Origin of the sequence: uncultured Odoribacter sp. (genome assembly GCF_937966165.1) — a bacterium.
GTDB lineage: Bacteria > Bacteroidota > Bacteroidia > Bacteroidales > Marinifilaceae > Culturomica.
This window is the reverse complement of sequence record NZ_CALCLB010000005.1, coordinates 86,209-104,077: the sequence shown is the minus strand read 5'-3', so window position 1 is coordinate 104,077 and position 17,869 is coordinate 86,209. Positions and strand designations below refer to the sequence as shown.

The following is a 17,869-nucleotide window of genomic DNA, read 5'->3' as shown; positions in this document are numbered from 1 at the left end:
TAATATAAATTATGGTTGTGAAAAAAATCGATATAAATTCCATCTGGCCTTATGTCATTGCCATTGTATTGTTTATCGTAATTGCATTGACTTATTTCAGTCCTTTACTGGAAGGGAAAGTGATCAATCAATCGGATATTTCTTCCTGGAAAGGAGCTTATGAAGAAATCCGACAGTATGAAAGCCAAACCGGGGAAAATGCTTTATGGACCAATTCGATGTTCAGCGGTATGCCTGCAGTAGCCATAGGTGGAGGAATACAATACACTGTCGTCCAGAAAATTTATAATTTATTTTTCCCGTTAACACGGCCTGCAAACGACCTGTTTTTACTTTTATTTGGTTTTTATCTTCTATTACTGGCTTTCCGGGTAAATCCCTGGTTGAGCATTGTAGGCGCCATTGCATTCGCTTTTTGTTCCTATAATTTTGAAATTATCCAAGTCGGGCACAGTACCAAAGTCAATACGATTGCCTTTGCACCTATGGTATTTGCAGCACTCGTATACGCTTACCGGAACAATTATCTGCTCGGATCGGCTTTATTCGGGCTTGCTATAGCCTTTGAAATCATGTCTGCCCATCCACAAATCACTTATTATCTGATTTTTGTATTACTGGCTTATACCCTTGCACAATTTTATTGTGCACTTCAAACCAAAACCTTATCTAAATTCATAAAGACATCTGTCCTTTTGGTTATAGCAGCTTTCCTGGGAGCCGGTACAAATGTCAGTTATTTATGGCCGACCTGGGAATACGGGAAATATACCATGCGGGGAGGTTCCGAATTGAGTTTACAAAATTCGCCGAATACTACTGTCAATAAAGACGGCTTAGACAAGGAATATGCAACTTCCTGGAGTTATGGAATTGAAGAATCAGCTAATTTATTGATTCCAAACTTTATGGGAGGTTCTTCCGGAGGAGCTTTGAGTAAAAATTCAGAGACCTATAAAACCTTAAGCCGGGGAGGTGTAAGAAATGCCGATCAGATGATCCGACAAATGCCTACTTATTGGGGGCCTCAGGCTTTTACTGCCGGCCCGATGTATATGGGAGCTATTTCCATCTTTTTATTCGTCCTGGGCCTTCTCTTGGTGAAAGGCCCTATGAAATGGTGGATTGCCGGCATTTCCGCCTTAGCCTTGTTATTAGGATGGGGGAGGCACTTCCGCCTGGTATCCGACTTTTTTTTCGATTATGTACCCCTTTATAATAAATTCCGGGTCCCTTCTATGATCCTGGTCATCCTGCAAATAACCATACCTCTTTTAGGTATTTATGCATTAAATAAAGCCTTCAAGGGATGTTATGATAAAAAAACGTTTCTCAAAAATTTTAAAATCGCGTTAGGGATTACAGGCGGATTCTGCGCCCTCTTTCTGATATTTCCCGGCCTGGCCGGAAGTTTTACTTCTCCTCTTGACGTCCAATATCCGGATTGGCTGCAAAAGACTTTACCTGCAGACCGGGAAAGCCTGCTCCGGTACGACGCGCTGAGATCTCTGCTTTATATCGGCCTGGGAGCCTTAACAGTATGGCTGGGCTATATCAGAAAATTAAAATTACCTGTAGCAGTCGCTTGCCTGGGTATATTGATACTAGCCGATATGTGGACGATAAACAGGCGTTACCTGAACGACGAACATTTCGTCACCCCCAGAGAATTCAACAATAATTTTACCCTCCGTCCTGTTGACAAAATAATATTGCAGGACAAAGGGGAAAGCTATCGTGTATTGGATTTAGCTGTCAATACTTTTAATGATTCGCACACCAGTTTTCATCATAAAACGATAGGGGGATACAGTGCAGTAAAATTACAGCGTTATCAGGATTTAATCGATTACCATATCTTACCCGAAATGCAATCTTTCATAAAAGATTTGCAGCAAAGTACCACTTTGGAGAATGCTGAAAAAAGTTTAAGCCAACAGCCTGTACTGAACATGCTGAATGCGAAATACGTTATTATCGACCCGAATTCTGCTCCGATCTTAAATCCCTCCGCCCTTGGAAACGCATGGTTTGTCAGTGATTATCAACTGGTAGACACTCCGGACGAAGAAATTTTGAGCTTAAAAATGATAGACCCGGGAAAAACGGCAATCATCGGGAAAGATTTTGCAGAACAAGTAAAAGGAAAAACATTTTATCCCGATTCCACAGCAAAAATAGAACTACAGAAATATACTCCTAACCAATTGCAGTATAAGTCGCAAGCTGCTACAGAGCAACTGGCCGTATTCAGTGAAATTTATTACCCCAAAGGCTGGGAAGCCAGTATAGACGGGAAATCTGCTGAACTTTTCCGTTCCGATTATATATTGAGAGCCATGATTGTTCCTGCAGGAGAACACACCATCACTTTTGAGTATAAACCGGCCTCTTATTATGAAGGAGCTGTGATATCACGTATTTGTACGGGAATTCTGTTACTTCTGCTGCTTATAGCAATCGTCTTTGCTGTAAAAAAAAGACTGCAGGTTAAAAAACAGTCAGAACTCACGGCCAGGGTTTAAACATCTTTCCCCGTATACACGCTTATTCACCGTTATTCATTTTACGTATCTTAAAATGAATAGCGGTAATAAACAAATTCATTACAGGAGAAAGCAGGTTAAAAAAACAATAAGGCAAGTAATCCAGTGTTGCCACTCCCAGTATTTTGGCCTGGGTAGCTCCGCAACTATTCCAGGGAACTAATACAGAAGTAACTGTAGCAGAATCCTCTAAAGCCCGGCTAAGTACTTCTGGTTTCAGGCCTTTTTCCTGATAGAGTTTCTGTAGCATTTTCCCGGGTACGACAATCGCCAGATATTGGTCGCATGCTGTCAGATTGAAAAATATACAGGTTAAAAGAGTAGAGCCCACTAAAGAAGTCTGATTTACAATAAATTTCAAGAAAGTTTCAGTTACTTTCTTTAAAAAACCACAGGCATCCATCACACCTCCGAATGTCAAAGCTGCTATAATGAGAAATACAGTATTCAACATTCCTTCCATTCCACCGGTCGAAAGTAGCCTGTCTACTTCCCCCACTCCGGTCTCCAGATTCATTCCTCCAAAAACGGACTGCATCAACAATTGATACTTATTCTGAAAATTTTGAGTTATCAGGATACGATCCAATAATTCCGGCTGGAAAATACAAGCAAACACTATACCTAAAACAGTACCGGCCAGCATAGCAGGAATAGGAGGCACTTTTTTTATAATAATTAAAATCAGAAGTGCAGGTACAAATAATAAAACCGGAGTTGTATTAAAAGTAGCGGCAATACCCTGTTTGATAAATTCTGTATTGATTTCAGCGCTGCTATTCACATGGAAAATACCGATTATACCGAAAATCAAAAGCGTAAAGATAAATGTAGGACCGGTTGTATATATCATATAACGGATATGGGTAAAAAGATCTGTACCCGCAATAGCAGGAGCCAGATTAGTCGTATCCGAAAGCGGAGACATTTTATCCCCGAAATAGGCACCTGAAATAACAGCTCCGGCAACTAAACCGGATGAAAGGCCAAAAGCATTTCCAATTCCGATAATCGCTACTCCAACCGTAGCAATAGTCGACCAGGAACTCCCCGTTGCCAGAGACACGACCCCGCATAATATAACCGAAGCAAACAGAAAATAAGAAGGATGCATAATGTCTACTCCGTAATAGATCATCATCGGTATTACTCCGCTAATCATCCAACTTCCACTCAATGCACCGATTAAAAATAAAATCAGTATGGAGGGCATGGCAGCATGAATCGTATATAAAATTTTCTCTTGTATCGTCGCCCAACGTATCCGATTCCTCCACCCGATGATTCCGCCGATTGTTGCAGCAATAATCAAAGCTGTCTGATTTGCTCCTCCCAAAGCCTCTTCGAAATACATTACATTGAAAAACAACAACACAATTAAAACAATAACAGGAATGACCGACTGTAAAAATGTCGGATATTTAAAAACTGTCATCTAAACGAATTTAAAATGTAAAACGTTCATAAAGTTAAAAAAAGAAAGCTTTTAAACTTTACTATAAACCCTTATAAAGCCCACCCGAAACGTAAATGAAATTTTCAGCTCGCAAATTTATAATAATTTCAACCGCTACCCTATAGATACGGAATTCATCTGTTATAAAAAGTAGTATTTTAAGTATTTATAAATTTTATTCCGAATTTAAAACCTAACTTTGCAGCTATAAAAAGGCAGAGTTAAAAAATTATTCAGATTGCTGTTATCGACAGTGAAATTTTCTTATATGGAAAGAAAAGATTTTGAAATTATGGCTCCGGTAGGTTCTTATGAATCTTTATCTGCAGCACTGCAAGGAGGAGCTGATTCGGTATATTTCGGAGTAGAAGGTTTAAATATGCGGGCTCGTTCTTCAGCTAATTTTACGTTAGACGACTTAGAAAAGATTGTAAGGCTTTGCAATAAGAAAAAAGTAAAAACTTACCTGACAGTAAATACCATTATCTATAATACTGAACTGCAAAAAATGCATGAAATTATAGACCGGGCTAAAAAAGCGGGTATAAGTGCGGTCATTGCCTCCGATATTGCTGCCATTCTTTATGCCCGTTCTGTAGGAGTCGAAGTACATATCAGTACCCAATGCAATATTACAAACTACGAAGCCGTCCGATTTTACGCCCAGTACGCGGACGTCGTAGTATTGGCCCGGGAAATGGATATGAATCAAGTTGCAGAAATTCATCGAAGAATTGAAGCAGAAAATTTAAAAGGTCCTCACGGACAACGTATGCGGATCGAAATGTTTGCTCACGGAGCGCTTTGTATGGCCGTGTCCGGCAAATGTTACCTCAGTTTACACGAAAAAAATGCCTCTGCTAACCGGGGAGCATGTTTTCAGATTTGCCGGAGGGCCTATACGGTGAAAGATAAAGACGAAGAAATCGAACTGGAAATCGATAATGAATATATTATGTCCCCCAAAGACTTATGTACGGTCGGTTTCCTGAATAAAATGATTGATGCAGGAGTCCGGGTTTTTAAAATAGAAGGCCGTGCCCGTCCTGCAGAATATGTTTTAACCGTATGCCGGTGTTACAATGAAGCCCTGAATGCGTACCTTCAGGGAAGATATACTTCCGAAAATATTTCAGCATGGAAAACCCAATTGGCTACTGTGTTTAACCGTGGGTTCTGGGACGGTTATTACTTAGGAAAACGATTGGGGGAATGGAGTGAAGTATATGGTTCAAAAGCAAGCCGGAAAAAAATAGCATTGGGGAAAGTAACCAACTATTTTTCCAATTTGAAGGTAGGTGAATTCAGACTGGAATCTGCTGATTTACAAGTCAAGGATGAAATACTCATTACGGGAGAAACAACCGGAGTCATTGAAATGAAAGTCCCTGAAATACGAGTAGACCTGAAGCCGGTAGAAAAAATAGAAAAAGGAACTTTATTCTCCATGCCTGTTCCCCGGAAAATACGCCGGGGGGATAAATTATTCAAATGGGTTCAGACAACACCTGACCTCATGCAATAAATTCTTTTATCTCCCGGTCGTCAATTAACTTTTAGAACAAAAATGGCTTTTAATTCAGCAACACCTGAATTTTCCGGCCTTATTCCGGAAAGTCCAGAATGACTTTTTCCATATTGCCCGGATGAATTACTTTAAATGCTGCGATCGGATATATCCCGGCAAAAGCCGGGGGAGAAAGACTTTTGCAGCAGGATTTCCTTTGAATTCCTATGCATTTAACTGACCGTTTTTTTCTTCCAGGCAGTCTATTTTTTTGTTCTTTCGCACGCCAGAACCAGCCATGATTCCAATGATAAGTGTATTCATTGTATTTCATACGTTCGGCAATGATGAAATTTTCCCAAAGTACCCCGGTATCGGTACGGCTTTCAGTTTGCCGGAAATCGTGAATCAATGTATGCGAACATCATTGTCGAAAAAATAAATCTTTTTACTTTGTTTTCGTTCATTTCTGAGATTTCTGTTAAAAGAGGGCAGGCGAAAAATAACATAGCATTGTTCCTGCAAAAGAATATATTTTTCTACCGTCTCAGAATCTGTTCTGCAAAGCTGGCCCAATTCATGATATGATATCAGATTCCCCACACGATATGCCAGTACTTGTAATAAAAGGCGTTTTTCTTCAAGCAAACCGTGGTGATTCACCATCTCTCCGAATGAAAAAGGATACATACAGTATTTTGGCTTTACCGGAAAAGGATCAGCATTCTTTCCTACAGATCTTCATTAATTTACATCAGGCTTCCGACGAAATGCAAAGCATTAGAAGATTCCCTGCCTTTGGAAGGATATAGTCTTATTCTTTCCCCTTTATCTTACAGCTAATTTTTACAAAAAATTTATCAAAAAGAAAGGAATAATTGGGATAACTTTAAATTTAGTTCTATTTTTGAATCACTGTATCTTTATTTCATATAGGAAACATCTTTAAAGCCGGAAGATGAAGGAATAACAAACGTATAAATTAAAATGAAAGAACTAACGCGGGCAGAAGAACAGATTATGCAAGTCTTATGGGACTTGAAAAAAGCTTTTGTAAAAGAAATTCTGGATAAATTGCCTGACCCTAAACCAGCGTACAACACAGTTTCTACGATTGTCCGCATTTTACAGGACAAAGGTTTTGTCAGTCATGAAGTCTTCGGGAAAAGCCATCGCTATTTTCCCCTTATAGATAAAGAAACATACACTCACAAATTTTTGCGGAATTTTGTAGGTAACTATTTTGATAACTCTTTTTCCCGGATGATTTCTTTTTTTGCAAAAAAAGAAGATATTGATTTACAGGAATTAGACGAGATTTTGCAAAATATCAAAGATCATCCACAAGACTAATCCCTTCGTATGGCATTTATTTCCTATATCGTCAAATCGGAAATTATTCTGTTTTTCTTATGGGCTTATTATGAATTAGTATTGAAGAAACAAACTGCTTTTCAACTCAACAGGATTTATCTGCTGGGAGCATTATTATTCGCAGTAGGAATACCTTTTATACACCTTTCTTACCCATTTCTTAATAAAGTTCCTCCCATTTATTTCCTTTCTTATCCGTCAATAAATGTTTTAGAAGAAGGCGGGATAAACGAAACTTCTCCTACTGCCCTCTTGTCCGGCCCTGTCTTCTTCCGTTATTTATTTTATTTTTATTTATGCGGAGTCATCGTTTTCTCTATCCGCTATCTAAATTTTTGGGTTCAGATTTTTAAGTTTTCTTCTCTTTTACCCCATAAAAAAATTCAGGGTTTATATATTTATTTGCTTCCCGAATCCGTTCCGGCCTTCTCTCTTTTTCACCATTTATTTTTTAATCCCCAAGGATTAGATAAAAAAAGTAAATTGAAAATTATCGAACATGAAAAAGTCCATATCCGGCAATTACACAGTCTGGATATACAAATAAGCGAAATCATTTGTATGCTGAACTGGTTCAATCCTTTCGTCTGGATTTTCAAACAACTTATTCTACAAAATCATGAATACCTGGCCGACCAGAAAGTAGTACAACAATTCCAAACCTCCAGCTATCTGCAATTACTTGTATCCCAAACCCTAAAAGGCAAAGCACCCTTCCGGAACTATTTTTCCTGTTCAAATTTAAAAAGAAGAGTACAAATGATCACACAGGCTAACTCTCACAGATACAAACTTTTTAGTTATGTCCTGTCTATTTTTCTCGGCGGGATTTTATTTTTCGGTTCGACTTCCCTTGTCATAGGGAGAGCGGAATCCGGTCCGCTTTCTGCCGTCCCGTTTACAGAAAATCAACTATTTTCAACCTCGTTTCCGATAGAAGAGAATACTATAGGGCCTGTTTCCCTGATCAAAATGATACGGAATGGGTTAACAGAAAGTCTCTCCTTATCCACCCCTGCTTATTCCCAGCTTATTCCCACACAATCTTCAGACATATCTTTATCAAAAGAAAAAATGCCGCAATTCGGAGAAGATATTATCCAATGGATAAATGCCCGCATCCAATACCCGGAGGCAGCACAAACAATGGGTTTGAAGGGCAAAGTATACGTCCATTTTATCATAGATGAAAATGGGGAAGTCAAAGACGTAACTTTAGTCCGTAAAAGTCCTTATGAGATTTTTAATACGGAAGCTCTCCGCGTCATAAAATCGATGCCGAAATGGAAAAGTCCCGGAAAAGTAAATGGCAAACCTGTACATGTATCTTATACGATACCCATTAACTTTATCTGACACATTCAAACATCCTTAGGGAAAAGGATAAAACAAATTTTCCATTGTGAAAAAAATTTCTATCTTTGTTTTGTTTGACAAAGAAATCCGTTTCTTTTAAAATCATTCTTTTAGATTCTTATTTTAAGGACGTTAAAATTTGTAAGATATCAATTTATAATCATCAACAAAACAAATATATGAACGAGGAAGTAAAATTATTCATGGATGATGCCAAAGAACAAATGGAAAATGCATTAAATCATCTGGAAAATGAACTGGCTAAGATCAGAGCCGGCAGAGCTAATCCCAAAATCCTGAACGATGTGTTAGTCGAATATTACGGTACTCCTACTCCTTTAGCTCAGGTAGCCAATATTACTTCGCCCGATCCCCGGACCATCACTGTACAACCCTGGGAAAGACAAATGATCAATCCTATTGAAAAAGCCATCCGGAATGCTAATCTTGGTTTTAATCCGGATAATAACGGTGAACTGATTCGTATCAATGTTCCGCCTTTAACGGAAGAACGCAGGAAAGATTTGGTAAAACAATCCCGTACTATTGGAGAAACAGCTAAAGTGAGTATACGGAACGCCCGCCGGGACGCCATCGACCAATTCAAAAAAATGACGAAAGAAGGATTACCGGAAGACGCTGCCAAAGATGCTGAAACAGACGTACAAAAATTAACCGATACTTACAGTAAGAAAATCGAAGACATGCTCTCGACAAAAGAAAAAGACATTATGACAATCTAGTTTTCTGATTTTTTTAAAAGTCTATTCGTTTCAACAAATGAAAACAGAATTTCTGAAGGATCCGGATCTTGGTAGCCCGGATCCTATTTTTATTTCTGATAAATTTGATTGGCTTTTTCCAAATCAGCAGGTGTATCAATGCCTAGAGATTCGTGTCCGGTTATTTTTACAGCTATATTATAACCGTTCTCCAACCATCTTAATTGTTCCAGAGATTCCGCTTTTTCCAATTTACCGGGGGCTAAGTCCGTAATCTCTTTCAATATTTCCGGACGGTAAGCATACATGCCGATATGTTTATAAAAATCGACTTCCGTCAACCAATTTTGCTTCTCGGTTCCTCTACAATAGGGGATAGGAGAACGCGAAAAAAACAAGGCTTTCCCGAAAGCAGAAAACACCACCTTTACCTTATTCGGATCAAAAATATCTGCACTGGTCTCAAATCGTTTTGCCAATGTCGCTATCTGTACTTCCGGATTTTCAAAACAGTCTGCCAACGCCTGAATCTGCTCTGGCTGTATAAAAGGTTCATCTCCCTGAATATTGATAACTACGTCATACGGGCATTTCTTCCCTTCCGTAATTTTACAGTAAGCTTCAAAACAGCGGTCTGTACCGCTTCGATGAGTAGCAGCCGTCATGACAGCCTTTCCACCTAAAGCAACAACTTTATTATATATGCGTTCGTCATCTGTTGCCACATATACATCAGTACTCACCGCTACTGCCTTTTCAACGACATGTTGTATAACCGGTTTCCCCCCGATTTCAGCAAGGGGTTTACCGGGGAAACGTGTAGAAGCATAACGGGCCGGAATAATAATCAACATTTTCATAGTCGTTATTTCTGAATTTCTTTCGATTCGCGTACTTCCTTTTTAACCATCTGACATTTGCCATCGAAAAAAACACCTTGTTCTACAGACAAAACAGCGGAGACAATATTACCGACAATCCGGGCCGGGGCTTTCAATGTCACCGCAGCTTCTGCGTTTATATTTCCCATCACTACGCCCATCACATCGATATTCGTACATTCAATATCTCCTTCTATTTTTGCAGTATTTCCCACTACTAATCTGCCGGTAGTATGGACTTTTCCTTTAATGCTTCCATCAATCCGGATATCATTTTTAGTTTTAATATCTCCTACAATACTTGTACCTTCACAAATCAGATTTACAGCATTACTGTTTGGTTCTTTCCCCATATTTCTCTATTTTTTAGTTCACATTCCCTCTTTTTAACTTTACGAACAGTTTTATCCTTTCCGCTGCAGCTTTCCTATCCTCAGGACCTTGTAAATCCCGTTTTTCCAGGAACTTATTCTCACTGTCCTATCGGATTTACTACCGTTTCCTGTCCTGCAATTTCAATCCCTTTTCAATAATTGTCTGTGGATGCAAAAGCAAACAAGAAGTTATCAAATACCCCTTTATCACAGCACTCTCTTTTAAACAAGCCTTCCCAATAACCTGTACATTCCCTGTAATCAGACCCGCAGAAAACAAATTAGCACAATAAACATTCCCCTCTATCTTTGCCCCCGCAGGGAGGAATAAAGTAGCTTTACAGTGAATATTCCCTGTCAATGTACCTCTTAAACAGACATCTTTTTCTGCAAAAATATCTCCTTTTACAACCGTTTCCCCGAGGATCGATGAACCCTCATTCCCTATACTAAAATCCATTTGACTCATTTCTACCTCAAAAATTAAATACGAATTAACTAAAAAACCCCTGCAAATCCAAATAATTAATTTAAAGATTTACATTCCGCCCAAATAGGTGACAGGGGGACGGTTCTTTTGTCACTCTTTTCACTAAATTTAATCCGCCCCTAAACAGTAAATATTTTAAGGAATGCATCTTTAAAACCTATACATAAAAAAATACAGAATCAAAAATGATCCTGTATTTATACCGTTTTATAAATATCGTTTTACGGATTTATCCCTTTTTGGGGAATCAGCCTTACCTTTTTCCAATCTCCTTAAAAAAAACAATAATATAAAATATTCCTGTTAATTTTTAAGTCTACCGGCTTATTCACTATTTTTTATCATCTTTTAAAAAAGGCAAACACGATCCCCGAAATTATAATTCATTTTGACCGGTTACTTATCATAAGCCCATTTCAGATAGATAGATCCCCAGGTAAATCCGGCACCGAAAGCCGATAAAATCAAATTATCGCCTTTATGTAATTGATTTTCCCATTCATAAAGACAAAGAGGAATAGTTGCCGATGTAGTATTTCCAAACTTATGAATATTAATCATCACTTTCGAAGGATCCAGTCCCATGCGGTGAGCTGTAGCATCAATAATTCTCAGATTAGCCTGATGAGGCACCAACCAGGAAATATCTTCTGCTGTCAGATGATTTTTTTCCATAATTTCCGCTGATACATCTGCCATTTTCGACACAGCATGTTTAAATACATATTGTCCGTCCTGATAGATAAAATGTTCCCGGTTCGTAACCGTTTCGATAGAGGGTGGATTTAAAGATCCTCCTGCTTTCATAAACAAATGGGAACGTCCGCTTCCGTCAGAGCGGAGAATATGGTCCATCACTCCTAAATTCTCGTCAGAAGGTTCCAATAAAACTGCAGCAGCGGCGTCTCCGAACAAAGGACAAGTTTTACGGTCTGTATAATCGGTAATTACAGACATTTTCTCCGCTCCTACAAAAATCACTTTTTTATACCGGCCTCCTTCTACAAACTGGGATGCGGTCACTAAGCCATAAATAAAGCCTGAGCAACCAGCATTTAAATCAAATCCAAAAGCATTTTTTATACCCGCCATATCAGCTATTATCTGGGCATTTGCCGGGAAATGCATATCTGGGGTGACTGTAGCACATATCAGCAAATCCACTTCATCCGGACTTGTACCTGTTTTTTGCAATAAATCTTCTATCGCTTTACTTCCCAGATAAGCACTGCCTTTGTCCTTATCTTTCAAAATATGCCTTTCTTTGATTCCGACCCTGGTCATAATCCACTCATCGGTAGTATCCACCATCCGACTTAACTCATTATTATCCAAAATATAGTCGGGATAATAGGCTCCCACTCCTGTTATTATTGCTTTTGGCCTTTCCATAAATTTACTTTGACTTTTGACATCTTATTTCCAGAGAACGTAAAACGTCAGATTCCAATTCTCTAAATCAACGATTTTATTACATCAACGGATTTGGTGTAAACAGACATAGCCTCCTACACTATAGGAGGCTTTGTTATCATAAAACAATCCCGTATAGCGTAAAATTATGCAACTACTGATTTTTCAATAGCCAATTTACCTCTGTAATATCCGCATTCCGGACATACGGTATGATACTGTACAGCAGCACCACAATTTGAACACTTGGCAACTACTTTTACAGTAAGTGCATCATGAGTTCTTCTCTTATTTCTTCTCTGCTTAGAGATTTTGCGTTTAGGATGTGCCATTTCTCTTCTTTATTTAGTTATTAATTAATTTTTTCAACTCATCCCACCTTGGATCGGCAGGCTTTTCCTTTTCATCCGTAATATATTCATCCAATACTTTTTCCATCTCTGCGTCACAATGACCTTCCTGGTGCACAACCCGCATCGGATAATTCAGCATATAGATTTCGTAAAGGTAAGAACTTAAATCTAAAAAATCGTCTTCCGGAGCCAGGATAATAAAATCGTCTTCATTATCTGCTTCTCTGCTCCCTTGCTTCACATATAAATTCAGTTCTCCTTTTATCTGAAGATCGAAAATTTCCAAACATCTGTCACAAGTTGCTTTTACACTCCCTTCGATTTTCATATTTACTTCCATCAAAAGCGAACTTTTGATGATTGTCACCATAGCTTCTAACCTTCCCTTTGTGCCTTTTGTCGCTTCAAAACAATTGAAAAAAACATCATCCAACACAAAATGAAAGATATGTTGCCCCTCTCCTAAGCTCCTGTGAGCTACCTTATATTCTTTCAATTTATCCACAATTCTTGAAGTAAAACGGCGCAAAGATAGTACAAAAAGTAGAAAGAGAAAAGAAAAAGAAAAAAGAAATCAGTGTACAAAAAAACCTTCACTGATTACAGAGATAAGTTTTTCCTGAAACTATTTGATTACAAGAATATTTTATGTATTTTTGTCCCTCATTTTGAAGTGGTCTGTGCTTTAAACTGTAAGGCTGAACCTTAGCCATTTCCCTTACAGGCACATTCCGGAATGAAAAAGTTAGTAAGTCTGCCCGACTACCGCGTTTCTTTTAATTCTGTGAAATGCAAGGACATATCGCTTCAGAAAGCAAACAGATGTATAATTTAAATTAAAAAAGAAGTGGATCAAATCAGTTACAAAACGACTTACGTCAACAAAGCCACAGTCAAAAAAGAATGGGTTTTGATTGACGCAGAAAATGAAGTTTTGGGACGTCTTGCCGCTAAAGTTGCGAAACTATTGAGAGGCAAATACAAACCGTCCTACACACCTCACGTAGACTGCGGAGATAACATTGTCATTATCAATGCAGAAAAAATTGTATTGAGCGGTAACAAATTAACCGACAAACAGTACACCCGTCACACCGGATATCCCGGCGGGCAAAGACACACAACACCGGCAGCTGTATTAGCCAGTCATCCGGAAAGAGTGATTGAACATGCCGTAAAAGGAATGCTTCCTAAAAGTCGTCTCGGGAGAGCCGTCATGAAAAACCTTTATGTTTATGCTGGTACAGAGCATGCTCAGCAAGCTCAGCAACCGAAAAAAATCGATTTAAACACACTTAAATAATAAGGTATGGAAGTAATTAACGCAATTGGTAGAAGAAAAGCAGCAGTAGCTCGCGTTTATGTAAATGAAGGAAAGGGTAATATCACGATCAACAAAAGAAGTCTGGAAGAATACTTTCCATTACCTACACTTCAGTATATTGTAAAACAGCCTTTGGAACTATTGGGTGTAAACGGCCAATATGACATCCGGGTAAACCTGGACGGAGGCGGTTTTAAAGGGCAGGCAGAAGCATTGCGCTTAGGCATTGCCAGAGCCTTGGTTGAAATTAATGCAGAGAATAAATCTCAGTTGAGGACAGCAGGATTTCTGACCCGTGATCCACGAGAAGTGGAACGTAAGAAACCGGGACGTCCGAAAGCTCGTAAGAGATTCCAGTTCTCTAAACGTTAATAGCAGTTTAGTATCTAAATTGACGGGACTTCTTCTCAGGACTACCCGGCAATTGCTAAAATTAAGAATGTAAACTTTTAAAAAATTAGTATGTCTACAAATTTTGATGAATTATTAAATGCAGGTTGTCACTTTGGACACCTCACCCGTAAATGGAATCCTAAAATGGCTCCGTATATTTTTATGGAGCGGAATGATATCCACATCATTGACCTGAATAAAACAGCGATTATGTTGGATAAAGCTGCGGCAGCTTTAAAACAAATTGCTAAATCAGGAAGAAAAATTCTGTTTGTTGCAACAAAGAAACAGGCTAAGGACATTGTTGCAGAAAAAATCTCCAATATTAACATGCCTTATGTGACAGAAAGATGGCCGGGCGGAATGCTGACTAACTTTCCTACGATCCGGAAGGCTGTGAAAAAAATGACGACCATCGATAAGATGGAAAAAGACGGAACTTTCGATCACCTGTCTAAAAGAGAAAAGCTTCAGATTGCCCGTCAACGTGCAAAATTGGACAAGAACTTAGGAAGTATTGCTGATTTGACCCGTCTTCCTGCCGCTCTTTTTGTGGTAGATGTCATGAAAGAATACATTGCTGTTAAAGAGGCCAATACCTTGGGTATTCCGGTATTTGCCATGGTAGACACCAATTCTAACCCGGATAACATCAATTTTGTTATTCCGTGTAACGATGATGCTTCTACTTCTATCTCCCTGATTATCGACAAAGTAGCCGAAGCGATTAAGGAAGGATTGAACGAGCGGAAAGCTGAAAGAGAAAAAGAAGGGGATAAAAAACCTGCAGTAAAAAAATCAGAAAAGGTAAGTGCAGAAGAAGAGGAAGAAGAAGTTGTAGCAGAAGAAAAGAGTGAAACAGCTGAAGAAGCTACTGAAGAATAAACTATTTACGATTTGAGATTTCAGATTACAGTGATAATCCAATCAAAAGTCAAAAACTCAAAAACGTATTAAAATGGAAATAAAAGCAGCTGATGTGATGAAGTTGCGTCACGCAACAAATGCAGGGATGATGGATTGTAAGCATGCTCTTCAGGAAGCTGAAGGCGATTTCGACAAAGCAGTTGATATCATCCGCAAAAAAGGCCTTATCGTTGCCAGCAAACGAGCTGACAGAGAAGCAAAAGAAGGTTGTGTCCTGGCAGCAGTTGATGGGAAAAAAGGTGTTTTAGTAAGTTTGAATTGTGAAACAGACTTCGTTGCTAAAAACGAAAACTTTATCAATTTTACAAAACAAATTCTGAACACCGCATTGGAAAATATGCCGGCTGATTTAAACAGCTTACTGGCATTAAAAATAGATGGCAGAAGTATTGCAGACCAAATAGCAGAACAAACCGGTGTTATCGGAGAAAAACTGGAATTGAGTTTTTACGGAAAATTGGAAGCCGAAGACACTGTAGCTTATATCCATCCGGGAAATAAGCTGGCAACTATCGTAGGTTTCAACAAACCGGCTGAGTTGCAAGTGAAAAAAGACGTAGCTATGCAAGCTGCCGCTATGGCTCCTATTGCTATCGACAAAAACGGTGTTCCTGAAAGCGTAATCGCTCATGAACTGGAAATCGGTAAAGAAAAAGCCCGTGAAGAAGGTAAACCGGAAAATATGCTGGAAAAAATCGCTCAAGGCCGCTTGAATAAATTTTTCCAGGAATCTACTTTACTGAATCAGGCTTTTATCAAAGATGCCAAACAAACTGTAAAAGCTTACATGCAAAGCCAGGACAAAGACCTGACTGTTACAAGTTTTGTAAGATATACTTTGAACGACTAAAGTTAGACATCAGTATAACAAAAGAAAAAGCACCTCTTGCGGGGTGCTTTTTCTTTTGCTATATTTTTTACTCAGCTTTTTCCACTTTTGTTACATAACGTACAAACAGATCGGAATACCAACGGGTTCCTTTCGGCCGGTGGTTATCGTCATAAACATCTATTTGCTTTAATTTTAACTGATTTTTCACTTCTGCATCAAAAGTAATTACCGCCGGAGCTTTGGAAACCAATACAAACGGAATACGCTGTTTCACAACAGTGTCATTACTTAAATCCAAAGGTAAAATACGCCTTCCCGCTTCATACACCAATTCTATCCTCAATTCCTCTCCTACAGGATAATAAAAAGGCAATGCCTGTAATTCCCCGGCTTCACGTACTCCCCTTATACTTTTCATCTCTCGGTTATTAAACAAATTAGCAATGGAAGGCATCAAACTGGTTTCTACAATAAAGAAAAGAAACACTACTCCCCATAAAAAAGACAAAGGACGTACTTTCCAAGCTGAAAGAATTAAAAACCACAATGCCCAGACAAAAAGTAAAGATACTACGACAAATAAAGCCGTACTCATTAAACCCTTAGAATAAAACAAAACATATACAGCTACCGGCAAAGCAATCACGGCCAAACAGACTATAAATGCATTGGTTTTAAAAATTACTTTATCACCGGCAGATAATAAATGCATCCGGATTTTTTCAATCCAAAAATAGAATAAATGGGCTACCACCATAGCCCCCGGAATCAAAATCGGCAACAAATAACGACTTTTCTTTTCCGGCAAAAGAGACAACAAAATCAAGACAGCCAAGGTCCAGCTTACCGTAAGTGTATATTCTTTTTTTAAGCGTATCCGCCGCTTCCAATAAGGCCAGATTAAAGCAGTCAATAAAAACAAAGACCAAATACCCGATTCCAGAAAAAATTTCCAATAATAATACCAAGGCCGTACATTGTGCTGCAACCAGGCAGTACTCTCTTTATTGGCAATATAAAGCGCCATATCCTTATGATACAAGTATAAATAAGCGGGCCACCAAAGGCTGATGACTAAACAAATGAGTACCATCACCAAAACAGGGCCTCCTTTTTTCCGGACAACAGGCCGGTAAATAATAAAATAGGAAAGTAAAAAAGGGAGGAGTAAAGCATAAAAAGATACAGGGCCTTTCCCCAAAAAAGAAAGTCCCATAAAAATACCTGCACCGATAAAATCTTTCCACCGACTACCTTCCTCTTCAAAGCCCCGAAATAAAAAATAAATGGCTCCCAGCATAAAACTATGACAATAGATATCCCAGGTTGCTGTCCGCCCCATAAGAATAATATTGACAGAAGTACACAAGACCAATGCTGCCATCAAACCGTAAAGCCGGCTACGGGTAAGCTTTACGGATAAGAAATATAAAAAAAAGACAAGTAAGGTAGCCATAATCCCCGCCGCTGTCCGTTGTAAAATAATATTACCGGGAGAGATCCATTCGACAACAGCAGCCACCCATGTAGGTAAAGGCGGTTTTTCCAGCCTTAATTCTCCATTCATCGTCGGCACTAACCAATTATCATATTCCACCATTTCACGGGCTGTAACTAAATTCCGGGATTCCATAATATCCGGATAAATGACCGGATTATGAATAAAGAAAGTAAAAAAACAAACAATCCCTAAAAACAAAAAATGAAAACCCTTTTTGTTAAACATACTCAATGCCTTATAAATTTTTCATTCACAGTTTCTATTCTTCCCGATAGAAAAAACAAAAGTATAAAAAATCTGTAGTGCTACAAATAATTATTTTGAAGCCTCAAAAGCCTTCAAGGAAAACAGTCTGTCGTACCGTAAAATTAATCCCTCTTCCTGCCCCATGAACTACAATAGGCCCATGAAGCATTTCAG

The 17,869-nt window shown here is 38.7% G+C and carries 17 protein-coding genes; 9 read left to right on the top strand and 8 right to left on the bottom strand.

From position 1 onward, the window contains the following. Positions 1–11: 11 nt before the first annotated feature. Positions 12–2,525: a YfhO family protein gene (locus tag Q0465_RS01470; protein ID WP_298611803.1), complete on the top strand. Its 2,514-nt coding sequence runs from the start codon at positions 12–14 to the stop codon at positions 2,523–2,525. 22 nt (positions 2,526–2,547) lie between these two features. Here the strand turns inward: Q0465_RS01470 and nhaC are convergent, their stop codons facing one another. After that, a complete protein-coding gene (nhaC, locus tag Q0465_RS01465; protein WP_298611800.1) occupies positions 2,548–3,981 on the bottom strand; it encodes a Na+/H+ antiporter NhaC in 1,434 nt (477 codons plus the stop codon). Between the two features lie 289 nt (positions 3,982–4,270). Between nhaC and Q0465_RS01460 the strand changes: the two genes are divergently transcribed. The 4 genes from Q0465_RS01460 to frr all read left to right on the top strand — a co-directional run bounded on the left by Q0465_RS01460 (position 4,271) and on the right by frr (position 8,982). Beyond that, positions 4,271–5,527, top strand: coding sequence for a peptidase U32 family protein (locus Q0465_RS01460; RefSeq protein ID WP_298611797.1), 1,257 nt, complete (start codon positions 4,271–4,273; stop codon positions 5,525–5,527). A gap of 969 nt (positions 5,528–6,496) precedes the next feature. Continuing rightward, positions 6,497–6,862, top strand: a complete 366-nt coding sequence (locus Q0465_RS01455; RefSeq protein ID WP_298611793.1) for a BlaI/MecI/CopY family transcriptional regulator — start codon at positions 6,497–6,499, stop codon at positions 6,860–6,862. A gap of 9 nt (positions 6,863–6,871) precedes the next feature. Further along, positions 6,872–8,239 (top strand): M56 family metallopeptidase, encoded by a 1,368-nt coding sequence (locus Q0465_RS01450; RefSeq protein WP_298611791.1) that lies wholly within the window; start codon positions 6,872–6,874, stop codon positions 8,237–8,239. A gap of 179 nt (positions 8,240–8,418) precedes the next feature. Further along, on the top strand, positions 8,419–8,982 hold the full coding sequence (gene frr, locus Q0465_RS01445; protein WP_298611788.1) for a ribosome recycling factor: 564 nt from the start codon (positions 8,419–8,421) through the stop codon (positions 8,980–8,982). An 89-nt stretch (positions 8,983–9,071) separates the two neighbouring features. Here the strand turns inward: frr and kdsB are convergent, their stop codons facing one another. From kdsB to Q0465_RS01415, 6 genes are all read right to left on the bottom strand, one after another. Further along, positions 9,072–9,821, bottom strand: coding sequence for a 3-deoxy-manno-octulosonate cytidylyltransferase (gene kdsB / locus Q0465_RS01440; protein ID WP_298611785.1), 750 nt, complete (start codon positions 9,819–9,821; stop codon positions 9,072–9,074). 5 nt (positions 9,822–9,826) lie between these two features. Further along, on the bottom strand, positions 9,827–10,195 hold the full coding sequence (locus Q0465_RS01435) for a polymer-forming cytoskeletal protein (RefSeq protein ID WP_298611783.1): 369 nt from the start codon (positions 10,193–10,195) through the stop codon (positions 9,827–9,829). A 139-nt stretch (positions 10,196–10,334) separates the two neighbouring features. Further along, on the bottom strand, positions 10,335–10,685 hold the full coding sequence (locus Q0465_RS01430; RefSeq protein ID WP_298611780.1) for a polymer-forming cytoskeletal protein: 351 nt from the start codon (positions 10,683–10,685) through the stop codon (positions 10,335–10,337). A 417-nt stretch (positions 10,686–11,102) separates the two neighbouring features. Continuing rightward, positions 11,103–12,098 (bottom strand): beta-ketoacyl-ACP synthase III, encoded by a 996-nt coding sequence (locus tag Q0465_RS01425; protein WP_298611777.1) that lies wholly within the window; start codon positions 12,096–12,098, stop codon positions 11,103–11,105. 167 nt (positions 12,099–12,265) lie between these two features. Beyond that, the gene (rpmF, locus tag Q0465_RS01420; RefSeq protein WP_298611774.1) at positions 12,266–12,451 is read right to left on the bottom strand and encodes a 50S ribosomal protein L32; all 186 of its coding nucleotides are present in this window, start codon (positions 12,449–12,451) and stop codon (positions 12,266–12,268) included. Between the two features lie 13 nt (positions 12,452–12,464). Next, entirely contained in the window at positions 12,465–12,977 is a 513-nt protein-coding gene (locus tag Q0465_RS01415; RefSeq protein ID WP_298611771.1) for a DUF177 domain-containing protein, read from the bottom strand. A 342-nt stretch (positions 12,978–13,319) separates the two neighbouring features. Between Q0465_RS01415 and rplM the strand changes: the two genes are divergently transcribed. The 4 genes from rplM to tsf all read left to right on the top strand — a co-directional run bounded on the left by rplM (position 13,320) and on the right by tsf (position 15,966). After that, a complete protein-coding gene (rplM, locus tag Q0465_RS01410) occupies positions 13,320–13,775 on the top strand; it encodes a 50S ribosomal protein L13 (protein ID WP_298611768.1) in 456 nt (151 codons plus the stop codon). Between the two features lie 6 nt (positions 13,776–13,781). Continuing rightward, a complete protein-coding gene (rpsI, locus tag Q0465_RS01405; protein ID WP_298611765.1) occupies positions 13,782–14,168 on the top strand; it encodes a 30S ribosomal protein S9 in 387 nt (128 codons plus the stop codon). 90 nt (positions 14,169–14,258) lie between these two features. Next, positions 14,259–15,074, top strand: coding sequence for a 30S ribosomal protein S2 (gene rpsB / locus Q0465_RS01400; protein WP_298611762.1), 816 nt, complete (start codon positions 14,259–14,261; stop codon positions 15,072–15,074). A gap of 73 nt (positions 15,075–15,147) precedes the next feature. Further along, complete coding sequence (gene tsf / locus Q0465_RS01395; RefSeq protein WP_298611759.1) at positions 15,148–15,966, top strand: translation elongation factor Ts; 819 nt, start codon at positions 15,148–15,150, stop codon at positions 15,964–15,966. A 67-nt stretch (positions 15,967–16,033) separates the two neighbouring features. Here the strand turns inward: tsf and Q0465_RS01390 are convergent, their stop codons facing one another. Then, entirely contained in the window at positions 16,034–17,674 is a 1,641-nt protein-coding gene (locus tag Q0465_RS01390) for a glycosyltransferase family 39 protein (protein ID WP_298611757.1), read from the bottom strand. Positions 17,675–17,869 lie beyond the last annotated feature (195 nt).

What these genes read in the sequence shown, in the direction of transcription:
- nhaC (WP_298611800.1), bottom strand. Translation starts at nt 3,981, where the DNA reads ATGACAGTTTTTAAATATCCGACATTTTTACAGTCGGTCATTCCTGTT.
- Q0465_RS01470 (WP_298611803.1), top strand. Translation starts at nt 12, where the DNA reads ATGGTTGTGAAAAAAATCGATATAAATTCCATCTGGCCTTATGTCATT.
- Q0465_RS01430 (WP_298611780.1), bottom strand. Translation starts at nt 10,685, where the DNA reads ATGAGTCAAATGGATTTTAGTATAGGGAATGAGGGTTCATCGATCCTC.
- Q0465_RS01425 (WP_298611777.1), bottom strand. Translation starts at nt 12,098, where the DNA reads ATGGAAAGGCCAAAAGCAATAATAACAGGAGTGGGAGCCTATTATCCC.
- Q0465_RS01435 (WP_298611783.1), bottom strand. Translation starts at nt 10,195, where the DNA reads ATGGGGAAAGAACCAAACAGTAATGCTGTAAATCTGATTTGTGAAGGT.
- kdsB (WP_298611785.1), bottom strand. Translation starts at nt 9,821, where the DNA reads ATGAAAATGTTGATTATTATTCCGGCCCGTTATGCTTCTACACGTTTC.
- tsf (WP_298611759.1), top strand. Translation starts at nt 15,148, where the DNA reads ATGGAAATAAAAGCAGCTGATGTGATGAAGTTGCGTCACGCAACAAAT.
- Q0465_RS01455 (WP_298611793.1), top strand. Translation starts at nt 6,497, where the DNA reads ATGAAAGAACTAACGCGGGCAGAAGAACAGATTATGCAAGTCTTATGG.
- rpsB (WP_298611762.1), top strand. Translation starts at nt 14,259, where the DNA reads ATGTCTACAAATTTTGATGAATTATTAAATGCAGGTTGTCACTTTGGA.
- Q0465_RS01460 (WP_298611797.1), top strand. Translation starts at nt 4,271, where the DNA reads ATGGAAAGAAAAGATTTTGAAATTATGGCTCCGGTAGGTTCTTATGAA.
- Q0465_RS01450 (WP_298611791.1), top strand. Translation starts at nt 6,872, where the DNA reads ATGGCATTTATTTCCTATATCGTCAAATCGGAAATTATTCTGTTTTTC.
- Q0465_RS01390 (WP_298611757.1), bottom strand. Translation starts at nt 17,674, where the DNA reads ATGTTTAACAAAAAGGGTTTTCATTTTTTGTTTTTAGGGATTGTTTGT.
- rpmF (WP_298611774.1), bottom strand. Translation starts at nt 12,451, where the DNA reads ATGGCACATCCTAAACGCAAAATCTCTAAGCAGAGAAGAAATAAGAGA.
- rpsI (WP_298611765.1), top strand. Translation starts at nt 13,782, where the DNA reads ATGGAAGTAATTAACGCAATTGGTAGAAGAAAAGCAGCAGTAGCTCGC.
- frr (WP_298611788.1), top strand. Translation starts at nt 8,419, where the DNA reads ATGAACGAGGAAGTAAAATTATTCATGGATGATGCCAAAGAACAAATG.